This window comes from uncultured Pseudoalteromonas sp., assembly GCF_963922945.1.
Lineage (GTDB): Bacteria > Pseudomonadota > Gammaproteobacteria > Enterobacterales > Alteromonadaceae > Pseudoalteromonas.
The window spans coordinates 1-19,308 of the sequence record NZ_CAWUKC010000016.1; the positions used below are offsets into that span (position 1 = coordinate 1).

The 19,308-nt window shown below is 42.1% G+C and carries 18 protein-coding genes; 7 read left to right on the top strand and 11 right to left on the bottom strand.

Going from position 1 to position 19,308, the window contains the following annotated elements; translation table 11 throughout:
- Positions 1 to 869 (bottom strand): LysR family transcriptional regulator (locus AABI99_RS05555; protein WP_338364253.1); only part of this gene is annotated, 869 nt, incomplete at its 3' end.
- An 89-nt stretch (positions 870 to 958) separates the two neighbouring features.
- Here AABI99_RS05555 and AABI99_RS05560 point away from each other — a divergent pair.
- Positions 959 to 1,333, top strand: coding sequence for a DUF413 domain-containing protein (locus tag AABI99_RS05560; protein WP_338364255.1), 375 nt, complete (start codon positions 959 to 961; stop codon positions 1,331 to 1,333).
- Between the two features lie 87 nt (positions 1,334 to 1,420).
- Entirely contained in the window at positions 1,421 to 2,656 is a 1,236-nt protein-coding gene (locus AABI99_RS05565; RefSeq protein ID WP_338364258.1) for a diguanylate cyclase, read from the top strand.
- Between the two features lie 8 nt (positions 2,657 to 2,664).
- Here AABI99_RS05565 and rarD read toward each other — a convergent pair whose 3' ends face one another.
- Both rarD and AABI99_RS05575 read right to left on the bottom strand, forming a co-directional pair.
- Positions 2,665 to 3,582: an EamA family transporter RarD gene (gene rarD / locus AABI99_RS05570; protein ID WP_338364260.1), complete on the bottom strand. Its 918-nt coding sequence runs from the start codon at positions 3,580 to 3,582 to the stop codon at positions 2,665 to 2,667.
- A 111-nt stretch (positions 3,583 to 3,693) separates the two neighbouring features.
- Complete coding sequence (locus tag AABI99_RS05575; protein ID WP_338364261.1) at positions 3,694 to 4,149, bottom strand: thioesterase family protein; 456 nt, start codon at positions 4,147 to 4,149, stop codon at positions 3,694 to 3,696.
- A 127-nt stretch (positions 4,150 to 4,276) separates the two neighbouring features.
- Between AABI99_RS05575 and recQ the strand changes: the two genes are divergently transcribed.
- The 4 genes from recQ (at position 4,277) to AABI99_RS05595 (ending at position 8,910) form a co-directional block, all read left to right on the top strand.
- Positions 4,277 to 6,100 carry a DNA helicase RecQ gene (gene recQ / locus AABI99_RS05580; protein WP_338364263.1) on the top strand — a complete coding sequence of 608 codons (1,824 nt, stop codon included), beginning with the start codon at positions 4,277 to 4,279 and terminating at the stop codon, positions 6,098 to 6,100.
- Positions 6,101 to 6,107: 7 nt separating this feature from the next.
- Entirely contained in the window at positions 6,108 to 6,392 is a 285-nt protein-coding gene (locus AABI99_RS05585; protein ID WP_338364264.1) for a DUF3630 family protein, read from the top strand.
- 165 nt (positions 6,393 to 6,557) lie between these two features.
- The gene (locus AABI99_RS05590) at positions 6,558 to 8,267 is read left to right on the top strand and encodes a POTRA domain-containing protein (protein ID WP_338364266.1); all 1,710 of its coding nucleotides are present in this window, start codon (positions 6,558 to 6,560) and stop codon (positions 8,265 to 8,267) included.
- A gap of 70 nt (positions 8,268 to 8,337) precedes the next feature.
- Positions 8,338 to 8,910, top strand: a complete 573-nt coding sequence (locus AABI99_RS05595; protein ID WP_338364268.1) for a mechanosensitive ion channel family protein — start codon at positions 8,338 to 8,340, stop codon at positions 8,908 to 8,910.
- A gap of 75 nt (positions 8,911 to 8,985) precedes the next feature.
- On the opposite strand, the gene AABI99_RS05600 is transcribed toward AABI99_RS05595, so the two are convergent.
- From AABI99_RS05600 to AABI99_RS05610, 3 genes are read right to left on the bottom strand one after another with little or no spacing between them, the layout of a single operon-like run.
- Positions 8,986 to 10,044, bottom strand: coding sequence for a succinylglutamate desuccinylase/aspartoacylase family protein (locus AABI99_RS05600; protein WP_138542253.1), 1,059 nt, complete (start codon positions 10,042 to 10,044; stop codon positions 8,986 to 8,988).
- Positions 10,031 to 10,936, bottom strand: coding sequence for a 30S ribosomal protein S6--L-glutamate ligase (gene rimK, locus AABI99_RS05605; protein WP_338364272.1), 906 nt, complete (start codon positions 10,934 to 10,936; stop codon positions 10,031 to 10,033). Before rimK ends, AABI99_RS05600 begins: the two co-directional genes overlap by 14 nt.
- A 10-nt stretch (positions 10,937 to 10,946) precedes the next feature.
- Positions 10,947 to 11,375, bottom strand: coding sequence for an ATP-dependent zinc protease (locus AABI99_RS05610; RefSeq protein WP_338364274.1), 429 nt, complete (start codon positions 11,373 to 11,375; stop codon positions 10,947 to 10,949).
- A 288-nt stretch (positions 11,376 to 11,663) separates the two neighbouring features.
- Here AABI99_RS05610 and AABI99_RS05615 point away from each other — a divergent pair, with 288 nt between their 5' ends.
- Complete coding sequence (locus AABI99_RS05615; protein ID WP_338364275.1) at positions 11,664 to 12,635, top strand: zinc transporter ZntB; 972 nt, start codon at positions 11,664 to 11,666, stop codon at positions 12,633 to 12,635.
- Positions 12,636 to 12,768: 133 nt separating this feature from the next.
- Here AABI99_RS05615 and rraB read toward each other — a convergent pair whose 3' ends face one another.
- The 5 genes from rraB to parE form a co-directional block, all read right to left on the bottom strand.
- Positions 12,769 to 13,104: a ribonuclease E inhibitor RraB gene (rraB, locus tag AABI99_RS05620; RefSeq protein ID WP_338364277.1), complete on the bottom strand. Its 336-nt coding sequence runs from the start codon at positions 13,102 to 13,104 to the stop codon at positions 12,769 to 12,771.
- Complete coding sequence (locus tag AABI99_RS05625) at positions 13,104 to 13,817, bottom strand: 1-acylglycerol-3-phosphate O-acyltransferase (protein WP_338364278.1); 714 nt, start codon at positions 13,815 to 13,817, stop codon at positions 13,104 to 13,106. Before AABI99_RS05625 ends, rraB begins: the two co-directional genes overlap by 1 nt.
- A gap of 168 nt (positions 13,818 to 13,985) precedes the next feature.
- Positions 13,986 to 16,280: a DNA topoisomerase IV subunit A gene (gene parC / locus AABI99_RS05630; RefSeq protein ID WP_338364281.1), complete on the bottom strand. Its 2,295-nt coding sequence runs from the start codon at positions 16,278 to 16,280 to the stop codon at positions 13,986 to 13,988.
- Between the two features lie 10 nt (positions 16,281 to 16,290).
- A complete protein-coding gene (locus AABI99_RS05635; RefSeq protein ID WP_338364283.1) occupies positions 16,291 to 17,385 on the bottom strand; it encodes a PQQ-dependent sugar dehydrogenase in 1,095 nt (364 codons plus the stop codon).
- Positions 17,386 to 17,415: 30 nt separating this feature from the next.
- Complete coding sequence (gene parE / locus AABI99_RS05640; protein ID WP_338364285.1) at positions 17,416 to 19,305, bottom strand: DNA topoisomerase IV subunit B; 1,890 nt, start codon at positions 19,303 to 19,305, stop codon at positions 17,416 to 17,418.
- Between the last annotated feature and the right edge of the window lie 3 nt (positions 19,306 to 19,308).

Genomic DNA, 19,308 nt, shown 5'->3' on the forward strand with positions numbered 1-19,308 from the left:
TAGTGTTCATCAATAGGCTGATAAGCATTTATTTTAGGCAACAAGTTGATTAGGGTTTCTATTAACTCTTTTTGCTCATTATCTCTATGATAGGCCACAAAAATATCACGCGAAGTATGTTCTACATCTTTTACATGAAACAACTCCCCCTTTTCTAAGTGAGACTCAACAAGCACCTCAGGTATAAAGGCACTACCGCCACACTGCAGAATTAAATCAAGCGCAATACGACCTGTACTGGTTCTAAAGTAAGGCGGCGTTTTACCTGTAAACTGACGCGCATGCCAAAGCGAGAAGGTAGTACCCCAATCTACGTAAACATATTGATTGTCAAAAAAGTTTTCGTTGGTAGCCGTGTCATAACCACTTACCGGAATAATAGGTAACTCGCAAATTCGCTCAACTACGAGTTCATCAACTTTAGGGGGGTCAAATAAAATGGCTAAATCAAGCGTACGCTCTAAGAGTAGACGAGTGCTTTCTTGTTGAGCCTTGACCTCTGCAACCAATGACACCCCAGGCATAGCTGACACAATATTAGTAATACCAAATTGCAAAAAAGCATCCCATATATTGGGCGTACCCGCTAAACTTATTTGTTTATGCATGTTATCGGCAAGTGCTACATCTACCTTGGCGCGCTGCATACCTGTAATAATCATCTTAGCGTGCGGAAGTAAACGCTCACCAGGTGCTGTTAATTGAATATTGTTACGCTGGCGAATAAACAGATTAACACCCAACCCTTGCTCCAACTGGCGAATTCGAAAGCTGACCGCTGATTGAGTGATATACAGGTTTTCGGCTGCTTTACCAAAGTGCCTTGTGCGCGCAACCTCTACAAATGTTTTTAATAAATCTATATCCAATTTTTTATCCTCACGATAAAAATAACTTGTTTAATAAATTGCCAAACTTGCATCATACTCCAGCAATAAATGGGTATGAGGATACTATTATGAGCAATGATATTTCACTACTTCGCCAAGCTTTTGTTAGCCAACGTCAGTTTTATGATGATAACAATTTTCCTCGTGGGTTTAGCCGCTGTGGAAACTTTACCTTATTAGAAGCCAGTATATTAGAGCAGCACGGCGTTGTACTAAAAGCGCTTTTTGACAAAACTTTAGCGCCACAAAACGCCATACAAGAGCAGTTTGTTGACGTGGTGTGTAGCGCCAAAGAACCGACTAACCCCATAGAAAAAACATGGCTTAAATATTTAAAACTCACAACCTGTAAAAGTAAGTTTCATACGCTGTTTGGGCGCTCAAAAATATCGAGCCAATTACCTATAAACCAAGAAGACTATAGCGAGTCAGATACCGTATAAGCCACTAAGATATTTGCTTTTTTGCGTTTTAACAGTTAAAACTTGTATTAGCAAACATATTTGCAAAATATCATACAAGGTTGTTACGTGACGCGAAAAATACTCATCATTGAAGATACGCCAACAATAGCGCGTGTGCAAAAGCATATCGCGCTTAAAGCAGGTTACGATGTAGATGTAGCCGACTCTTTAAAGGCAACAAAAGAGTTGATCAAACACAACAGCTATTTTTGTGCTGTTGTTGATTTTATTCTTCCTGATGCCCCTAACGGTGAGGCTATTGCGGATACGATAGAAGCCGATATCCCAACTATTGTTATGACTGGCAACATAGATAAGCAAACACGCGACACTGTAGAAAAATACCCAATAATCGATTACATAATCAAAGAAAACAAACAAGCTTACCAATATTTAGAAAAACAACTTAACCGTTTACCCCGTAACGAAAACGTAAAAGTACTTGTTGTTGACGACTCAACCTCTACCCGCAGATACATTTGCAGCTTACTAAAGCGCCACAAATACCAAACACTCGAAGCAAAAGACGGTAGACACGCCCTTGAGATACTCGAAAACCAAAAAGACGTATCTGTAATCATTACCGATAACGAGATGCCTAACATGAATGGCGATGAGCTATGCGCTGAAATTCGCCGCCTTTACAGCAATGACGAAAAAGCCATTATTGGTATTTCGGGTGCTGATTCATCAGCCCTTTCGAGCTTATTTTTAAAAAATGGAGCTAATGACTACTTACACAAACCCTTTAATAGCGAAGAGTTTTACTGTCGACTGAGCCAAAACGTCGACATGCTTGAACAAATAGCCACAATAAAACGCCAAGCAAATACTGATTACTTAACAAAACTACCTAATCGCCGCTACTTTTTTGAAGAGTCGAGCAAGTCGCTCAAGGCTTTAAAAATGTCGCAGCAAAATGGGGCACTGGCTATGCTAGATGTCGACCATTTTAAATCAATTAACGATACATACGGCCACGATGCGGGCGATGAAGTCTTAAAAGGGTTGGCGGTGTGTTTTAAAAAGTACTTTGAAAAGCAGTTAGTTGCTCGCTTAGGCGGTGAAGAATTTGCCGTTTACTTTGCTAATGTCACCACAGCGCAAGCGCTAAAACGCTTAGACGGGTTTAGACAATTTATAGAGCTTAACAGCCAAGAATTTAGCCAAGAAAAAATTAAATTTACCATCTCTATTGGCTTTGCCAGTGGCCCTATTTACCAAATAGATGAGCTACTTAAGCAGGCCGATTTAAAGCTATATAACGCAAAAGAAACCGGCCGTAACAAAGTGGTAAGTTAAGTTATTGATTACACCTCAGCAGCTGTGATTGCCGCTTTTTTACGTTTACGCGATTGATGATAAGAGTCCCAGGTAAATATCGCCAGCGCACTCCATATACAAGCAAACGTAATCACCCGCTCTGCATCAAACACTTCACCATAAAACACCACGGCGAGCATAAACATTAAGCTTGGGCCTATGTACTGAAAAAAGCCCAAGGTCGTGTATTGCAAACGCTTAGCCGCTCCAGTAAAGCAAAGCAGCGGCAAGGTAGTAATAATGCCAGCACTAATTAACAATGCATTGGTATGCCAATCGTTTAGAGCTAAGTCTGAGGTAGGCGTTGGTGCCATTACCCACCAGTAAATTAAAGCAACCGGCAATAATATTAGGGCTTCGAGTAAAATACCTGGCAGCGCTTCAACAGGTAACTTTTTACGAAGTAAACCATAAATCGCAAATGACGTGGCAAGCGAAAAAGCCACCACCGGAAACGAGCCAAAACTGACCAATTGCAGCAATACGCCAGCAAATGCTAAAAATACGGCGACCCCTTGTAACTTGCGCAGCCTCTCACCTAAAAAAAGCATCCCTAATAAAACATTGAGTAATGGATTTATATAATAACCTAAGCTGGCATCAAGCATATGATTGTTGTTTACTGCCCAAATAAACAACCCCCAATTAAAGCCCAATATTGAGGAAGTAAGTACTAACATTAAAATAATTTTAGGCTGCACGACTATGCGCTTAACTTTATCCCAGTATTTAAGCACACTGACGACCAGCACTAAAAAAACCACAGACCATACAACACGGTGAGTTAAAATTTCAAAGGCAGAAACATGTTGTATTTGTTTAAAATAAATAGGCGCAAGGCCCCACATTAAAAAAGCTAAACAGGCAAAAATACCGCCTTTACGCTGCTCGTTTGCAATCGACATATATACTACCTACACATACTAAAAGGTCGACAGTGTATACCAATTCGAGCTGTTACGTGATTTAATTTGAGGCGAGTAAGCCTAAACGTAAGCTCATTTATTTGTGCGCCCTTATCCTACTAAATATGTCCCTGTACCAAAGGCAATTTGAATTGCTTTTTCATTGTGCAACTCCATTCTACAAACACACACTTTGTTACCCGAACGGATCAATGTTGCACTAGCAGTAAATACCTCCCCTTTACCGGGGCGTAAATAATCTGTACGTAAGTCAATGGTTCCTAAAGTAGCCAGCTTTTGCTGTACGCTTTTTATGTCCAGCTCGGTAAGTTTATCTATAACACTCGCCGCAGCAAGCATACCACCTACATTATCAAGTACCGCTGATATAATACCGCCATGCAAGATTTTTTGCGCAGGGTTACCAATAAACACATCCTGCCACGGAAACGTAATTGCAGCTTGCTCAGCGCTCAGTGCATTTACTGAAATGTTTAAAAATTGGTTAAATGGCATACCATTTACAAATAACTCGCCAACTTGCTGAGTTAACATCTCTTTGTTCATTATTATTCTCCATGTTAAACTGGTACGATGAGTTAAGCATACCTCAAGTATACAAACCAGGCACTAATTAAATCATTTATCGTTAAGCTAAAGACATCCTATAAAAAAAACACTAAAATAGCCGCCAATGAATACTCTAACCCCTACTCCTAGTACATTGGTCCGAAAGCCCGATACGGTTCTAAAGCAAGTGTTTGGCTACAGCGAATTTCGCGATGGCCAAAGCGCTGTGATTGACGCGGCCATAAATGGCCAAGACTCATTAGTCCTGCTCCCCACTGGCGGCGGAAAGTCTGTTTGTTATCAAGTACCTGCGTTAGTGCTTGAAGGGGTTACCGTGGTTATTTCTCCACTTATCTCGCTCATGCAAGATCAAGTAACACAGCTTCAAGCATTAGGTGTTAAAGCGGCTTACATCAACAATAGCCTGGCTCGCGAAGAGCAGCAATTGGTGTATCAGCAATTGCACCAAGGGCTAATTAAATTACTGTACGTTGCTCCTGAAAAAGTACTTCAGCATGAATTTACCGAGCGCCTCAGCCACTTAAATATAAGCTTATTTGCGATTGACGAAGCGCACTGTGTATCGCATTGGGGGCATGACTTTAGACCTCATTATTATCGATTAAATGAGCTTAAACAGCGCTTTTCGCATGTACCTATGATGGCACTGACCGCCACGGCCGATAAAGCGACACGCTTTGATATAGTTGAACAATTAAAATTACAACAGCCCTATATCCATACTGGCAGCTTCGATAGACCTAATATTCGTTACACCATTGAGGAAAAGTTTAAGCCCATGGCGCAACTACTGCGCTATTTAAAAGAGCAAAAAAATCAAAGTGGCATTATTTACTGCACAAGTCGTAAACGCGTTGATGACATTGCCGAAAAGCTCGCTGATGCAGGCTTAAATGCCGCCGCTTATCATGCAGGTATGAGCAACGAACAACGCCAATTTGTGCAAACTGGGTTTGCCCGCGATGACATTCAAATAGTGGTTGCCACCGTGGCCTTTGGTATGGGTATAAATAAACCAAATGTGCGCTTTGTATTGCACTACGATATTCCAAAAAGTATTGAAGCTTATTACCAAGAAACAGGGCGAGCCGGGCGTGATGGTTTAGCGGCAGAAGCCATTATGTATTTTGATCCTGCCGATATAGGTCGAGTTAGGCGCTTTTTTGAAGATATAGATGACGAGCAGCGCCGTAGGGTAGAAGAGCAACGTTTTAACTCAATGGCCAGCTTTGCCGAAGCACAAACATGCCGCCGCCAAATATTATTAAACTACTTTAGCGAATATAAGCGTGAGCAATGTGGTAACTGCGATATTTGTATTAATCCACCAAAAAGCTTTGATGGTACGCTCGTAGCACAACAAGCGCTTTCGTGTGTGTACCGAGCAGGGCAGCGTTTTGGCTTAGGCTACATTGTGGAGCTTTTACGTGGTGCCAATACCAGTCGTATCCGCGATAATAATCACCACGAGCTCAGCACCTATGGTATAGGTAAAGATAAAAGCAGTGAATTTTGGTTAAGTATTTTACGCCAGCTTATACACCAAGGTTTATTAAGCCAAGACATTACCCAAGGTGCCTCGCTGCGCTTAACCGAAGCAGCACGCGCAGTACTTAAAAGTGAGTATGCCTTACAACTTGCCGAGCCGCGCTTGCAAGCTAAGCACGTATACCAAGATAAACTGGCGCAGTTTAATTACGACAAAAAACTATTTGCCCGCTTACGGGCTCTGCGTAAAGAGCTTGCCGATGCCGATGATGTGCCGCCGTACGTTGTATTTAACGATAAAACCCTCGCCGAAATGGCGCAGTTAATGCCCACCAGCGACAGCGAGTTTTTAAAGGTGTCGGGCGTTGGCTTTACCAAACTCAATAAATATGGCGGCGAATTTTTAACGGCCATTCGTAACTACCTTGCTAATAATTAAGTAAATCATGACCAAAATTGAATACAATCACGCCCATAAATGCATTGTTATCAGCCCCGTAGAGGCACCTCATGATGAAGACTTTGAGCTGTGGAGCACACTGTTTTTACACGCTGATGAGATAACCATTATTGATTACGCAGAAGGGGCTGATCGTCATCAATTACGTTTTAGCTATCAACAGCAAACCTTTAATTTAAACTTTGAACACTACAGCGAAAGTATTTGGATTAATGGTGAAGGCCATGAAGCCGAGCACTTATTAGCTGCCCTAGCCTTTTACTTAAGCTAAAACGCATCCCTATGTTCTAAACAAGCAGCGTTGAGGTTAATTAACAAAGGTGCGTAACGGTAACAATTAATTAGTTTCAAAATCCATACCTTTTACTTACATTGTAATAACAATGATGTAAGCTGATATTACGACTCATATTGGCAGTAGTATTGAAGAGGTTCAATGGTGAATAAAAAATGGATTGCACACTGTTGTATAAGCTTAGCTCTCGTAAGCTTTAGTGCGCCTAAGGCCTTTGCACAACAACCAAGCAATAAAACTAGCAGCTGCCCCACAGTGCAATCGCACTCAAACAAAAGCAATAATTTACGCCGCGAAGTTGAAGATACAACCACGCTCGTTAATAGCCGCAGCGATGCTCAAATAGCGTCAATTACCCTTAAACAACTCAATGTGTTTAATACCGAACTGGAAGAGGAAAATAACGCGCTTTTTCGTTTTGCTAACCGTGCGCATATCCAAACAGAGCCAGATGTAATTAGTAATATTTTGTTATTTAAACAAGGCGATAATTACAATGCCAGAAAACTCGCTGAGTCAGAGCGTTTATTACGCCAACAAAACTATTTATACGATGCGCAAATAAGCGCGATTGAAAACTGCGACGGCAACGTAGATGTAACCGTAGTAACTCGCGATTTATGGACCTTACTACCCGAAATAAGCTTTAGCCGCAGCGGTGGCGAAAATAAATCCAGCATAGGTTTTCGCGAGTCGAACTTACTAGGTTGGGGTAAGCGTTTATCGTTTTCTCGCACCACCGACAGCGATCGTAATGGTTATTTATTTGTTTATGACGATCCTAATATATTATCAAGCCGGTATCGCGGGCGCTTAGAATATGCCGATAACAGCGATGGTAAACGCCACTTATTAGAGTTAACTTACCCGTTTTATGCCATAGATACGCCCTATAGCTATGGTATTAAAAGCTTTTCTGAACAAAGAGAAGAGGCGCTGTATCGCCGGGGTGACGAATACAGCGAGTTTGATCAAACAACCAATTTTTTTAGCGCTTTTTTAGGTCACTCTAAAGCATTATCTGATAGCTGGACGCAGCGATTGACACTTGGCTATGTAAACCAAGAAGACAGCTTTGCAGAAATAGAAACAACCTTTGCTCCCTTAGCCAAAGATAGACAGCTAAGTTACCCCTATGTTAGCGGTCATTGGTTTGAAGACAGTTATATAAAAGTACGTAATTTTGACAGTATTTCGCGCACAGAAGATTTAAATTTAGGCTGGAACATTAAAGCGCTTTTAGGTTACTCCGATGAGTCTCTTAGTAATGATGACAGCAGAGCCGTGTATTCGTTAAAAGCTAAAAAAGCGCACTTTACTACCGACAGAACGCTGTGGCGTTTTAGTGCACAAGTGGGTGGTTATTGGAATAAAGAGCAAAAACAGCTTGAAAACTTTTTGGCCACCAGCGAAGTGCAGTACTACTTAAATACCAGCGAAAACCAATCCTGGTTTGTTAAAGCCCGCGCCCAGTATGCTAAAAACCTAACTGCCGATAAGCAGCTAACACTTGGCGGCGAAACAGGCCTTCGTGGCTATCCCATGGATTACCAGCACGGCGACCGAAGCTTTTTAGTCAGCCTAGAAAAACGCTATTACTGGGAGTACGATTTACTGCAGTTATTTAAAGTAGGTGCAGCGGGCTTTGTTGATGTTGGCCGCGCTTGGTTTGACAATGAAGACAATGGCGAGAACGATCATGTTTTAAAAAATGTTGGGGTGGGTTTGCGCCTAGCGCCAAGCAGAGCGAACTCTGGCACCATGATCCACCTTGATATTGCCGCCCCACTAGATGGCTACGATGATGTTGATTCGGTGCAATGGCTTGTGAGTGTTAAAAACACTTTTTAAATAGCGGGTAATAAACGAAAGCGCTACACTAGCGCTTTAAACTTACTTAAAAATAGTACGGGAACACACTTTGGAATTTTTCGAGCTTTTAGAGCTAATGGGTACGCAATATAAATTAATTGTTACCCTTATTGCTATTTTACTTTTTCCACTTTTATTAAAAGCCACAAAAAAACTGCTCGAAAAAGCCATTAAAGGCAAAGTAGATATTCATCGCAAATTTAGGGCTGAGCTTTTATTAAAAATTATTTTAGCGCTTGTTGTACTGTGTTTAGTGCTGATATTTTGGGGCATTGAGCTGCGTGGCTTATTAGTACTTGGCTCATCATTATTTGCTATGCTTGGGGTCGCTTTATTTGCCGCTTGGTCTTTATTGAGTAACCTTACCGCTTTTTTACTTATGTTTATTCAAAATGGTTTTCATGTAGGTAATTGGGTACGTATTATTGATGGCGCAAACCACATAGAAGGCCGCATAGTCGAATTAGGTTTAATGAACGTACTCCTTGAACATGTAGATGGGCATAGAGTTGTTTATCCTAATAACCTGTTTGTTACCCGCCCTGTTATGGTGTTAAATAAGGAACCAAAGCCTACTAAAGCGCCGGTAATAAAACGCATAATTGGCCCTAAAAAAACATAGTTTAAAAAGTCATGTTCACAAAAAAGCCGCAGTAGATAAATTACCTACTGCGGCTTTTTACTAGCTAACACAATGCTAATTATTTAGCTCAGCTGTTTTAAGCTCTTCATCTAAATCATTTATTTCGTCAATAAAGTGCTCTAACTGCTGCTCTACTAGGCTATTTGCATTTGCAAAGTAGGCAAGGTGAAATACCGCATCCCCCTCGTTTACCAGTGGCATAGTTTGCTGACCTATTACAATACCGCCTTTAGGCGCTAAAAGCTCAAGCTCGGCATCACCTAATGGGCTACTTATATATGCCAGCACTTGGCCTTTTTCTACATGCTCACCCAGCGATACCTGCGCGCGTACAATGCCATCTACCTCAGCGCGTATCCAACTTGTAGAACCCGCAATAATAGGATCGGGCAGTTTTTTAGGACGTTTGCCACGGATCATTTTTAAATGCCGCATCACATAGTCCACACCCTGTACACCTGCGGCAATGGCTATAGGATCAAAGCGTAAGGCTTCACCCGCTTCGTAAGTAATAACCGGTATACCTAAATTAGCGGCTTCACTTCGTAATGAGCCATTACGAAGAGATGCGTTAATAACCGCTGGTGTGCCGAATGCTTTAGCCATCTCAGCGGTTGCTTCATCATCTAAGTTAGCGCGTATTTGCGGTAAGTTAGTACGATGGATAGCCCCGGTATGTAAATCAATAATGTGGGTACAATGTACCGCCACCTGATTAAAAAACATATGCGCCATACGCCCCGCCAGCGATCCGCGCTCAGAGCCCGGAAAGCTGCGGTTCATATCGCGTCTATCGGGTAAATAACGCGACTTATGAATAAAGCCAAACACATTAACAATTGGCACGGCAATTATGGTTCCGCGTAATTGGCTTGCATCTATTTTAGATAGCAACTGGCGCACAACTTCTACACCATTTAGCTCATCACCATGAATAGCTGCACATATCATTAAAACAGGGCCTTCCATCACACCATTAACCACCTCAATAGGAATATTAAGTGGTGAATGGGTGTAAAGTTTAGCGGCCTCCAACGCGAGAGTTTTGCGCTCGCCCACCCCAATACTTTCCTCTAATAAAGTAAAAGGGCGATTAATTTTAACCTTTGCCACGGGTTGCGGTTCCTTTAATAGCAGCGTTTTTTTCGATAAACTCGATGACCATACCAGCAATATCTTTACCAGTTGCCACTTCAATCCCTTCAAGCCCTGGTGAAGAGTTAACTTCCATAACCAGTGGACCACGTGATGAGCGAAGTAAATCAACACCCGCTACATTTAAGCCCATTGCTTTTGCTGCAGCAACAGCTGTTTTACGCTCTTCAGGGGTAATGCGTACTAATGTAGCGCTACCACCACGGTGAAGGTTTGAGCGAAACTCGCCTTCTTGCGCTTGGCGCTTCATGGCCGCTATTACTTTATCCCCTAATACAAAACACCTAATGTCGGCACCGCCAGCTTCTTTAATGTATTCTTGAACCATAATATTGGCTTTTAAGCCCATAAATGCTTCAATCACACTTTCAGCTGCTTTACGTGTTTCGGCCAGTACAACACCAATGCCTTGTGTGCCTTCAAGTAGCTTAATAACTACAGGTGTACCCCCTACCATTTCTAGTAGGTCTTTTACATCATCTGGCTTGCTGGCAAAACCTGTTACCGGCATGCCTACACCTTTACGTGATAAAAGTTGAAGTGAGCGTAATTTGTCGCGCGAACGAGAAATAGCCACTGATTCATTAACCGGGTAAACCCCCATCATTTCAAACTGTCGCAACACTGAGCAGCCATAAAACGTTACCGATGCCCCAATACGTGGAACAATGGCGTCAAAATCTTTAAGGTTTTCACCACGGTAGTGAATTTCTGGCTGCTCTGAATTTATATTCATGTAACAACGAAGCGCATCGATCACCTTAACCTCGTGACCACGTGCCTCAGCGGCCTCAATTAAGCGACGGGTTGAATACAAACTACTGCTACGAGATAAAATACCAATTTTCATAGTTAAAACCTTAACTATCTAATAAATGTGATAAAGCCGGGTTAACGACTATACGATTTTCCATGGCAGTACGCCCTAATAACATTCTAAACTTCATTGTTGCTCTACTTGTTAAAGTAACTTCTATTGGCCAGCTATGCTGCCCTGCATACAATGTTGTTTCTATAAAGTAGCGTAACTCCTTTTGTCCACTTGAGCTGGTTACGTGCTTCATTTTTTTAACCTTTGCATTGCAAGTGATTTGCGTTTGCTCATCATCTTGCAATGGTTGGGCTAAAAACTTTACCCATTTTTCTCCGCTAACTTCGTACTCTTCAATGTTAATTGCATGAATACATGAAGTGCGGGCGCCAGTATCAATTTTTGCTTTTATCTTCTCAATGCCTAGCTCAGGTAAACTTAACCACTCACGCCAACCAACTGTGATTTTTGCTGTCATAAATGTGCCCTTAATAAAAAAGTGACTTATACGCTACGGGTCAAAAAACACCAACGAAATAAATTTATCTAGTCGATTAGCAAATTAAATTGATCTTTCATAGGAACTAATCACACAATGCGCGCCTTGCTAATTACAGCTTATAGCCGCTTTATTACGCATAAATACTCTGCGTATGTTTTATAAAATAAACTTAACTTATTAAAAGTTAAGGCAAGTTTGTAAAGCACTGTGCAGATACACTATAGTTAACTGTATTAAAAATACACTATTATATGAGTTTTAAATATGATTAATGGTTTACTGCATGCACTGGTGCTTGATGAAAAAGGCGGCGCTCGCGCCATAGAAAACACCCGCGATTTAAATAATTGGCAGCCAAACCAAGGTAAACTTTGGATACACATGGACTATAGCCAAAGCGAAGCGGTTACATGGCTAAAAAACCAAGAGCACCTTACCGAGTTTGAACTTGACTCGTTGATTGCTGATGAAACTCGCCCGCGATTAACGCCAAGCACACATGGTCATATGCTGTTTTTACGTGGTGTAAATTTAAATCCGCAGCAAAGCCCTGAGGACATGGTGTCGATTCGTTTATTTATTAATGAATCTGTGATTATTACAACACGCAAACGCCGACTTCTGTCAATTCAAGATATATTAGCAGAGCTCAATGCTGGTCATGGCCCTTGCTCTATATCTGAACTCGTTTGTTCTATTACCCAAAAGCTGACATCACGAATGCAAAGTATTATTGATTCGCTCGATGAAACACTCGACGAATTTGAAGAAGAAATAGATGAGCCAAGCAAAAAGTTTGATAACCAAGGTTTATCTCAACTGCGCCGCCAAACTATTGCCTTAAAGCGTTATTTAAAGCCACAAAAAGAGGCACTTAGCCTAATGGTAAATAACCACTTTCCATGGCTTTTAAGTGAAGATAAAGCAAAATTAAACGAAACCACTAACTTACTTATTCGTTATTTAGAAGAGCTAGATAGCGCAATAGAGCGTGCACAAATTATTCAGCAAACCATTACCAATCAAGTGTCTGAGCAATTAAACCAACGCATGTATGTAATGTCGGTAGTAGCAGCACTTTTTTTACCGCTGGGCTTTTTAACGGGCCTTTTAGGGGTAAATGTTGGCGGTATACCTGGCACTGAAAACCCTTATGCATTTAGTGCATTTGTGATTTTTTTAGTGGTACTTACTGGTGGGATTGGGGTGTATTTTAAAAGTAAGAAATGGCTGTAAATAAATGACAACTTAGCTTTTTTAACACAGGTAGTCACGTTTAAGCTTGCCAGATGATTAAGTAACAGTGCGATAGTTTAATGCACAAAAAAGCGAGCATATAAATGCTCGCTTTTATCAACTAGCTAACGCCTTACTCTTGAAAGTAAGTGCCCCAACCGTCGTACTCAACATCACACTCAACAGCAAGCGCTGCTAGCTTATCAACGTCTTCCATTATAACTTCAACGTCGAGCTCTGCTTCAACAACAATGTCAAAGCTCCAAATTTTACCGCCATCTTCTAGCTCAAGTTCTGCTGGCTCTTCAACATCGTAGCCTAATTTAAAAGCAGCCAGTGCCGCTTGCTCTAATTTGCTAAAATCTTCGCATACAAAATGATGCTCAACTTCATAAAGTATTTCAGGATCAGAGCCATCTTCAAGTAGTGAACTTACGATGTCTTCACTTATTTCACGCCAGTTTTCCATTATTTATCTCTCGCTTGAGCATCTAATTCAGTTATTTTAGCGGCCATAATACTATGCACTTGGGTAGCCTGTTCACGGGCACCTGCGTTTTTATCTAGTGATATAGGCGCTAACATTTCAATGTAAATTGTACCATTATCCCAGCGATTTAGCTTAATAGTTTTATCGGTTGTGCTCATACATACTGGTACTATGGGTACATCTGCGCTTAGCGCGGTGTGAAATGCGCCAGTTTTAAAAGGCAGTAAACCACGGCCATAGCTTCGCGTGCCCTCAGGAAATACCCAAATAGATAAGCCATTTTGTTTAATTTTTTCAGCCGCTTTTGAAATTGTACCCGCCGCTTTAGAACGATTAGCTCTATCAATCAGTATGTTTCCAGACAACCAATAAAGCTGACCAAAAAATGGGATCCACTTTAAACTTTTTTTGCCTAAGCTCACGCAGTTTTTAGGTACCATGGCCGAAACAGTAAATAAATCGTAATTATTTTGATGGTTTGATATGTAAACCGCAGGACCAATACCCTCTGCATTAGGGTGGCGCTTAAGGACAAGTTTAACCCCTAACATTTTAGCCATTGAGCCAAACCAACCAGCTATTACATGTACATTATTAGGATGAAACGGTCTCACTATCGACAACAACAACCCAAACACGCAGCTGAAAAAGATAAACAGCACTATAATTAAAATACGTATAACAGCTAACAAACTACTCTCCAAAATGTGTGTGCAATGCGCTAAAAGCCACGCATATTAAACTATTATAACGCGATTTTATGACGATCACGAGGCAATAGCGAACAGCTGTAAGCTGAACTTCACCCACAAACAAAAACGGCCTGCAAAAGCAGGCCGTTAGAGGTATATATTACGGGCTTATTCCTCAGCTAACGAGTCTTCACTTTGCTCATCGGCCGGTGTAAATTCAACAACCGCTTCATCAACACGTTGTAAACCTCTTGGTAATTTGTTACCTCTGCGTCCACGCTCGCCATGATAATGCTCCAAATCGCTCGGTTTAAGTGTGAGCTTTCGTTTACCAGCATGCAGCGTAACGCTACTGCCTTGTGGTACTACTGCAAGTACTTTTACAAACTCTTCACGTGCTTGCACTTTAGCGCCAGGTATAGAGATGATTTTATTGCCTTTACCTTTACCCAGTTTTGGTAAGTCACGCAGCGGAAATAACAGCATTCGTCCTTCGTTCGAAATAGCCATGCAGTAATCGCTCGCTACATCGTTCACTCTTATGGGTGATAGTAAGATTCCTCCCTTAGGTACACTTACCAAAGCTTTACCGTTTTTGTTCTTACTGACTAGGTCTTTAAAGTCAGTTATAAAACCATAACCGGCATCCGATGCCATAAGCAGCATTTGATTATCTTCACCCATTACCACATGTTCAAAATTAGCCCCAGTGGTGAGGTTAAAACGCCCTGTCATTGGCTCGCCTTGGCTCCGTGCCGATGGCAAGCTGTGTGCATCCGTTGCAAATGCACGCCCCGCAGAGTCTAAAAATACTGCTGGCTGATTGCTCTTCCCTTTTGCGGATGCTTTGTATTCATCGCCAGCACGGTAATTAAGCCCTTCTACATCAATGTCATGGCCTTTACCAACACGTGCCCACCCTTTATCAGAAAGCACCACTGTGACCGACTCTGAAGGAATTAAATCTTTTTCACTCAGTGCTTTGGCTTCTACGCGTTCAATAACGGGTGAGCGACGCTCATCACCATACATATCGGCCGCTTCTTGAATTTCTTTTTTAAGAAGCGTTGACATACGACGATCTGAGCCTAAGGTTAGCTCTAATTTGTCGCGCTCTTTGGCCAGCTCATCTTGCTCGCCACGTATTTTAAACTCTTCTAATTTTGCTAAATGGCGAAGTTTTAACTCTAAAATGGCTTCGGCTTGAATTTCGGTTAAATCAAAGCGCTCCATTAACACAGGTTTTGGTTTATCTTCTGTGCGAATAATTTCAATCACTTCATCAATATTTAAAAAGGCTGCGAGTAAACCTTCTAAAATATGTAACCTGGCTAATACTTTATCTAAGCGATGCTGTAAACGCCGACGTACTGTTTCGCGTCTGAATGTTAGCCATTCGGTTAAAATACTGCGTAAGTCTTTTACTTGCGGGCGGCCATCAAGGCCCAGCATGTTTAAGTTGACGCGGTAGTTTTTCTCAAGATCTGTGGTGGCAAATAAGTGCGCCATTAATGGCTCAGCTTTAATGCGGTTTGAACGCGGTACAATCACAATGCGCGTTGGATTTTCGTGATCAGACTCATCACGTAAATCAGCAACCATTGGCAGCTTTTTAGCATTCATTTGCGCTGCTATTTGCTCAAGTACTTTTGCACCAGAGCATTGATGCGGTAGCGCAGTGATAACAATATCGCCATGCTCCTCGGTATATACCGCACGCATTTTTATTGAGCCTCGGCCAGTTTTATATATTTTATGAATATCGGCTTTTGGGGTAATTATTTCAGCGTCAGTTGGGTAATCAGGTGCGTGTACAAGATCAAGTAAGTCATCAATTTCAGTTTTGGGTTTATCAAGTAATAAACAACACGCACTGGCGACTTCACGCACATTGTGGGGCGGAATATCGGTGGCCATACCTACCGCGATACCCGTTACACCGTTAAGTAAAATATGCGGCAAACGCGCGGGCAGCACGAGTGGCTCGTCCATGGTGCCATCAAAGTTTGGCGTCCAATCAACCGTGCCTTGGCCTAGCTCTTTAAGTAATACCTCTGAGAACTTTGATAAACGCGCTTCGGTATAACGCATAGCCGCAAACGATTTAGGGTCATCTGCTGCCCCCCAGTTACCTTGGCCGTCCACCAGCGGGTAGCGATACGAAAATGGCTGTGCCATTAATACCATTGCCTCGTAACAAGCGCTATCGCCATGCGGGTGGTACTTACCTAACACATCACCTACTGTACGCGCCGATTTTTTATATTTAGCGGCGGCCGATAAACCCAGCTCGCTCATAGCATAAATAATACGACGTTGAACCGGTTTTAACCCATCACCAACGTGTGGTAATGCGCGGTCCATAATTACGTACATAGAGTAATTTAAGTAGGCGTCTTCGGTAAAACGCCCCATTGTTTGTTGTTCAATTCCTTGCATTAGCAAAGTATCTGTATCACTCATTAAAGCTTACCTAGTTTTTCTTATAGCTTACGCGGTAGATCACATTTGCGTAATCGTCGCTTATTAGCAGACTGCCGTCATTTAATTGTGCAAATGCAACTGGGCGTCCAAAGGTTGTTTCGTTTTGCATAAAGCCTGTAATAAATGGCGTGTATTTAGTTATGCGCCCGTGTTCTATATTGGCTATTGCAACTTTGTAGCCTGACTTTTTTGTGCGGTTCCATGAGCCATGCTCAGCAACAAATAGTTGCTCTTTATAATTTGCTGGAAACTGCTTACCGTTATAAAAATGAATGCCAAGAGGTGCAACGTGAGCACCTAACGCAAGCGCTGGCGCACTGTAATCACTAATATTTTTACCTTTACCAAACTCCGGGTCAACAATGGCACCAGCGTGAACGTAAGGAAAACCAAAATGCTCGTTTTCTTTACTTACACGGTTAATTTCATCTGGTGGAATATCATCGCCCATCATGTCGCGGCCATTATCACTAAACCACAATGCTTGCGTGCTTGGATGAAAGTCAAATCCTACAGAGTTACGAACGCCTTGGGCAATTGTTTTTATTTGCTTGGTTTCTACATCCAGTGCAAATATGCGCCCGTAACGCTCATCTTCAGCGCATATGTTACACGGTACACCAACCGGAATAATAAGCTCACCAGTTGGCGCAAAGCGTAAAAACTTCCAGCCGTGGTGACGATCTGATGGCAGTGCGTTGTAAACAACGTCAAACTTTGGGTCTTTTAATTGCGTGTCGATATTTTTAAAGCGAATAATACGATGTACTTCACCTACGTATAAATCGCCGTCTTTAATGGCTAAGCCTGAAGGCATATTTAGCCCCTCAGCAATCACCATTTTTTTATCCGCTACGCCATCACTGTTATGGTCGATTAATGCATACACGTTGCCCGCTTTGCGCGAGCCTGCGTAAACAATCCCCTTTTTTGATACTGCAATTTGGCGCGCATTTTCAACATCATCAGCAAATAAGCTCACCTCAAATCCCGGTGCGACGGTAAGTTTATCTAGTATGTCTTTTGCTATTGCTGGGGCTGATGTTAAGCCCAGCAATAATAAACTTCCTAGTATTTTATTCATTTGCCTCTCCAAGTGTTAAACGCAAGTTCATTATACTTGTGCTTTATTACCATGATTTTCTAGCCACTGACGCCTGTCTGATGAGCGCTTTTTAGCAAGTAGCATGTCCATCATTTCTATTGTTTGCTCTTCTTCGTCAAGCGTAAGTTGTACTAAGCGGCGAGTATTTGGGTCCATGGTGGTTTCGCGTAGCTGCAACGGATTCATCTCACCCAACCCCTTAAATCGTTGTACGTTTACTTTACCGCGTTTTTTCTCTGCTTCTATGCGGGCCAAAATACCTGTTTTTTCCTCTTCATCGAGGGCGTAATAAACTTCTTTACCTATATCTATTCTAAATAGAGGTGGCATAGCAACAAATACATGCCCTGCCTTAATCAGCTGAGGAAAGTGACGCACAAATAAAGCACACAACAAAGTGGCAATGTGGAGTCCATCAGAGTCAGCATCCGCAAGGATACAAATTTTGTTATAACGCAAACCCGATAGATCACTTGAATCTGGGTCTATACCTAACGCTACCGAAATATCATGCACCTCTTGCGAGGCCAATATTTGCCCAGACTCAACTTCCCACGTGTTTAATATTTTACCACGAAGCGGCATTATTGCCTGAAATTCACGATCGCGCGCTTGTTTAGCCGAGCCCCCTGCTGAGTCACCCTCTACTAAAAAGAGCTCTGTGCGATCGTTATCGGCTGCACTACAGTCGGTCAGCTTACCAGGCAGTGCAGGGCCTGAGGTAACGCGTTTACGCACTACTTTTTTAGCCGCTCGTAAACGGCGCTGTGCATTTGAAATACATAATTCAGCAAGCAGCTCTGCGGTATCTGTGTGCTCGTTTAACCATAAACTAAATGAGTCTTTAACCACACCCGATACAAACGCTGCACATGAGCGAGAAGAAAGCTTTTCTTTGGTTTGGCCGGCAAATTGAGGGTCTTGCATTTTTACCGATAACACATAGCTACAGCGTTCCCAAATATCATCTGGGGTGAGCTTTACACCGCGAGGCAGTAAGTTTCTAAATTCACAAAATTCACGCATGGCTTCTAGTAAGCCTTGGCGTAAGCCATTTACATGCGTACCACCTTGTGCGGTAGGAATAAGGTTTACATAGCTCTCGGCAATTGACTCCCCGCCTTCGGGTTGCCATACAACAGCCCAATCCGCCCCTTCAATCGAGCTTGAAAACTCACCAACAAACGGATCTTTTGGTAATACTTCAAAACCTTTAACGGCTTCGATTAAATAATCTTTTAAACCCGTTTCGTAAAACCATTCCTGAGTTTCTTTTGTTTGCTTATTAACAAACTTAATGCGCAAGCCTGGGCATAAAACCGCTTTAGCTTTGAGTAAGTGGTTTAATTTAGTAATTGAAAAGTTAGCTGAATCAAAGTAACTGGCATCAGGCCAAAATCGAACGGTTGTGCCTGTATTGCGCTTACCTACAGTGCCAATAACATTTAAGTCTTCAACTTTGTCGCCGTTTTCGAAGGCCATTCTAAATTGTTGTGCGTCACGTCTTACGCTTACTTCAACACGGGTCGATAACGCATTTACAACCGAAATACCCACACCGTGTAAACCACCCGAAAATTGGTAGTTTTTGTTTGAGAATTTACCACCAGCATGTAGCTTGGTAAAAATCAGCTCCACACCCGGAATGCCTTCCTCCGGGTGAATATCTATAGGCATACCTCGGCCATCATCAATTACTTCAAGGGAATTGTCTTCGTGTAAAATAACATCAATTTTACTAGCATGGCCGGCCATAGCTTCATCGACACTGTTATCGATAACCTCTTGGCCTAAATGGTTTGGGCGTACCGTATCGGTATACATACCCGGACGGCGTTTTACCGGCTCTAAGCCATTAAGAACCTCAATGGCTTCGGCATTATAATTTTGCTGACTCATAAT

Excerpts from the sequence above, each read along its gene's own strand:
- AABI99_RS05610 (WP_338364274.1), bottom strand. The coding sequence starts at position 11,375 with ATGACAGCAAAAATCACAGTTGGTTGGCGTGAGTGGTTAAGTTTACCT.
- recQ (WP_338364263.1), top strand. The coding sequence starts at position 4,277 with ATGAATACTCTAACCCCTACTCCTAGTACATTGGTCCGAAAGCCCGAT.
- AABI99_RS05560 (WP_338364255.1), top strand. The coding sequence starts at position 959 with ATGAGCAATGATATTTCACTACTTCGCCAAGCTTTTGTTAGCCAACGT.
- parC (WP_338364281.1), bottom strand. The coding sequence starts at position 16,280 with ATGAGTGATACAGATACTTTGCTAATGCAAGGAATTGAACAACAAACA.
- AABI99_RS05615 (WP_338364275.1), top strand. The coding sequence starts at position 11,664 with ATGATTAATGGTTTACTGCATGCACTGGTGCTTGATGAAAAAGGCGGC.
- rimK (WP_338364272.1), bottom strand. The coding sequence starts at position 10,936 with ATGAAAATTGGTATTTTATCTCGTAGCAGTAGTTTGTATTCAACCCGT.
- AABI99_RS05635 (WP_338364283.1), bottom strand. The coding sequence starts at position 17,385 with ATGAATAAAATACTAGGAAGTTTATTATTGCTGGGCTTAACATCAGCC.
- AABI99_RS05585 (WP_338364264.1), top strand. The coding sequence starts at position 6,108 with ATGACCAAAATTGAATACAATCACGCCCATAAATGCATTGTTATCAGC.
- rraB (WP_338364277.1), bottom strand. The coding sequence starts at position 13,104 with ATGGAAAACTGGCGTGAAATAAGTGAAGACATCGTAAGTTCACTACTT.
- parE (WP_338364285.1), bottom strand. The coding sequence starts at position 19,305 with ATGAGTCAGCAAAATTATAATGCCGAAGCCATTGAGGTTCTTAATGGC.
- AABI99_RS05590 (WP_338364266.1), top strand. The coding sequence starts at position 6,558 with ATGGTGAATAAAAAATGGATTGCACACTGTTGTATAAGCTTAGCTCTC.
- rarD (WP_338364260.1), bottom strand. The coding sequence starts at position 3,582 with ATGTCGATTGCAAACGAGCAGCGTAAAGGCGGTATTTTTGCCTGTTTA.
- AABI99_RS05575 (WP_338364261.1), bottom strand. The coding sequence starts at position 4,149 with ATGAACAAAGAGATGTTAACTCAGCAAGTTGGCGAGTTATTTGTAAAT.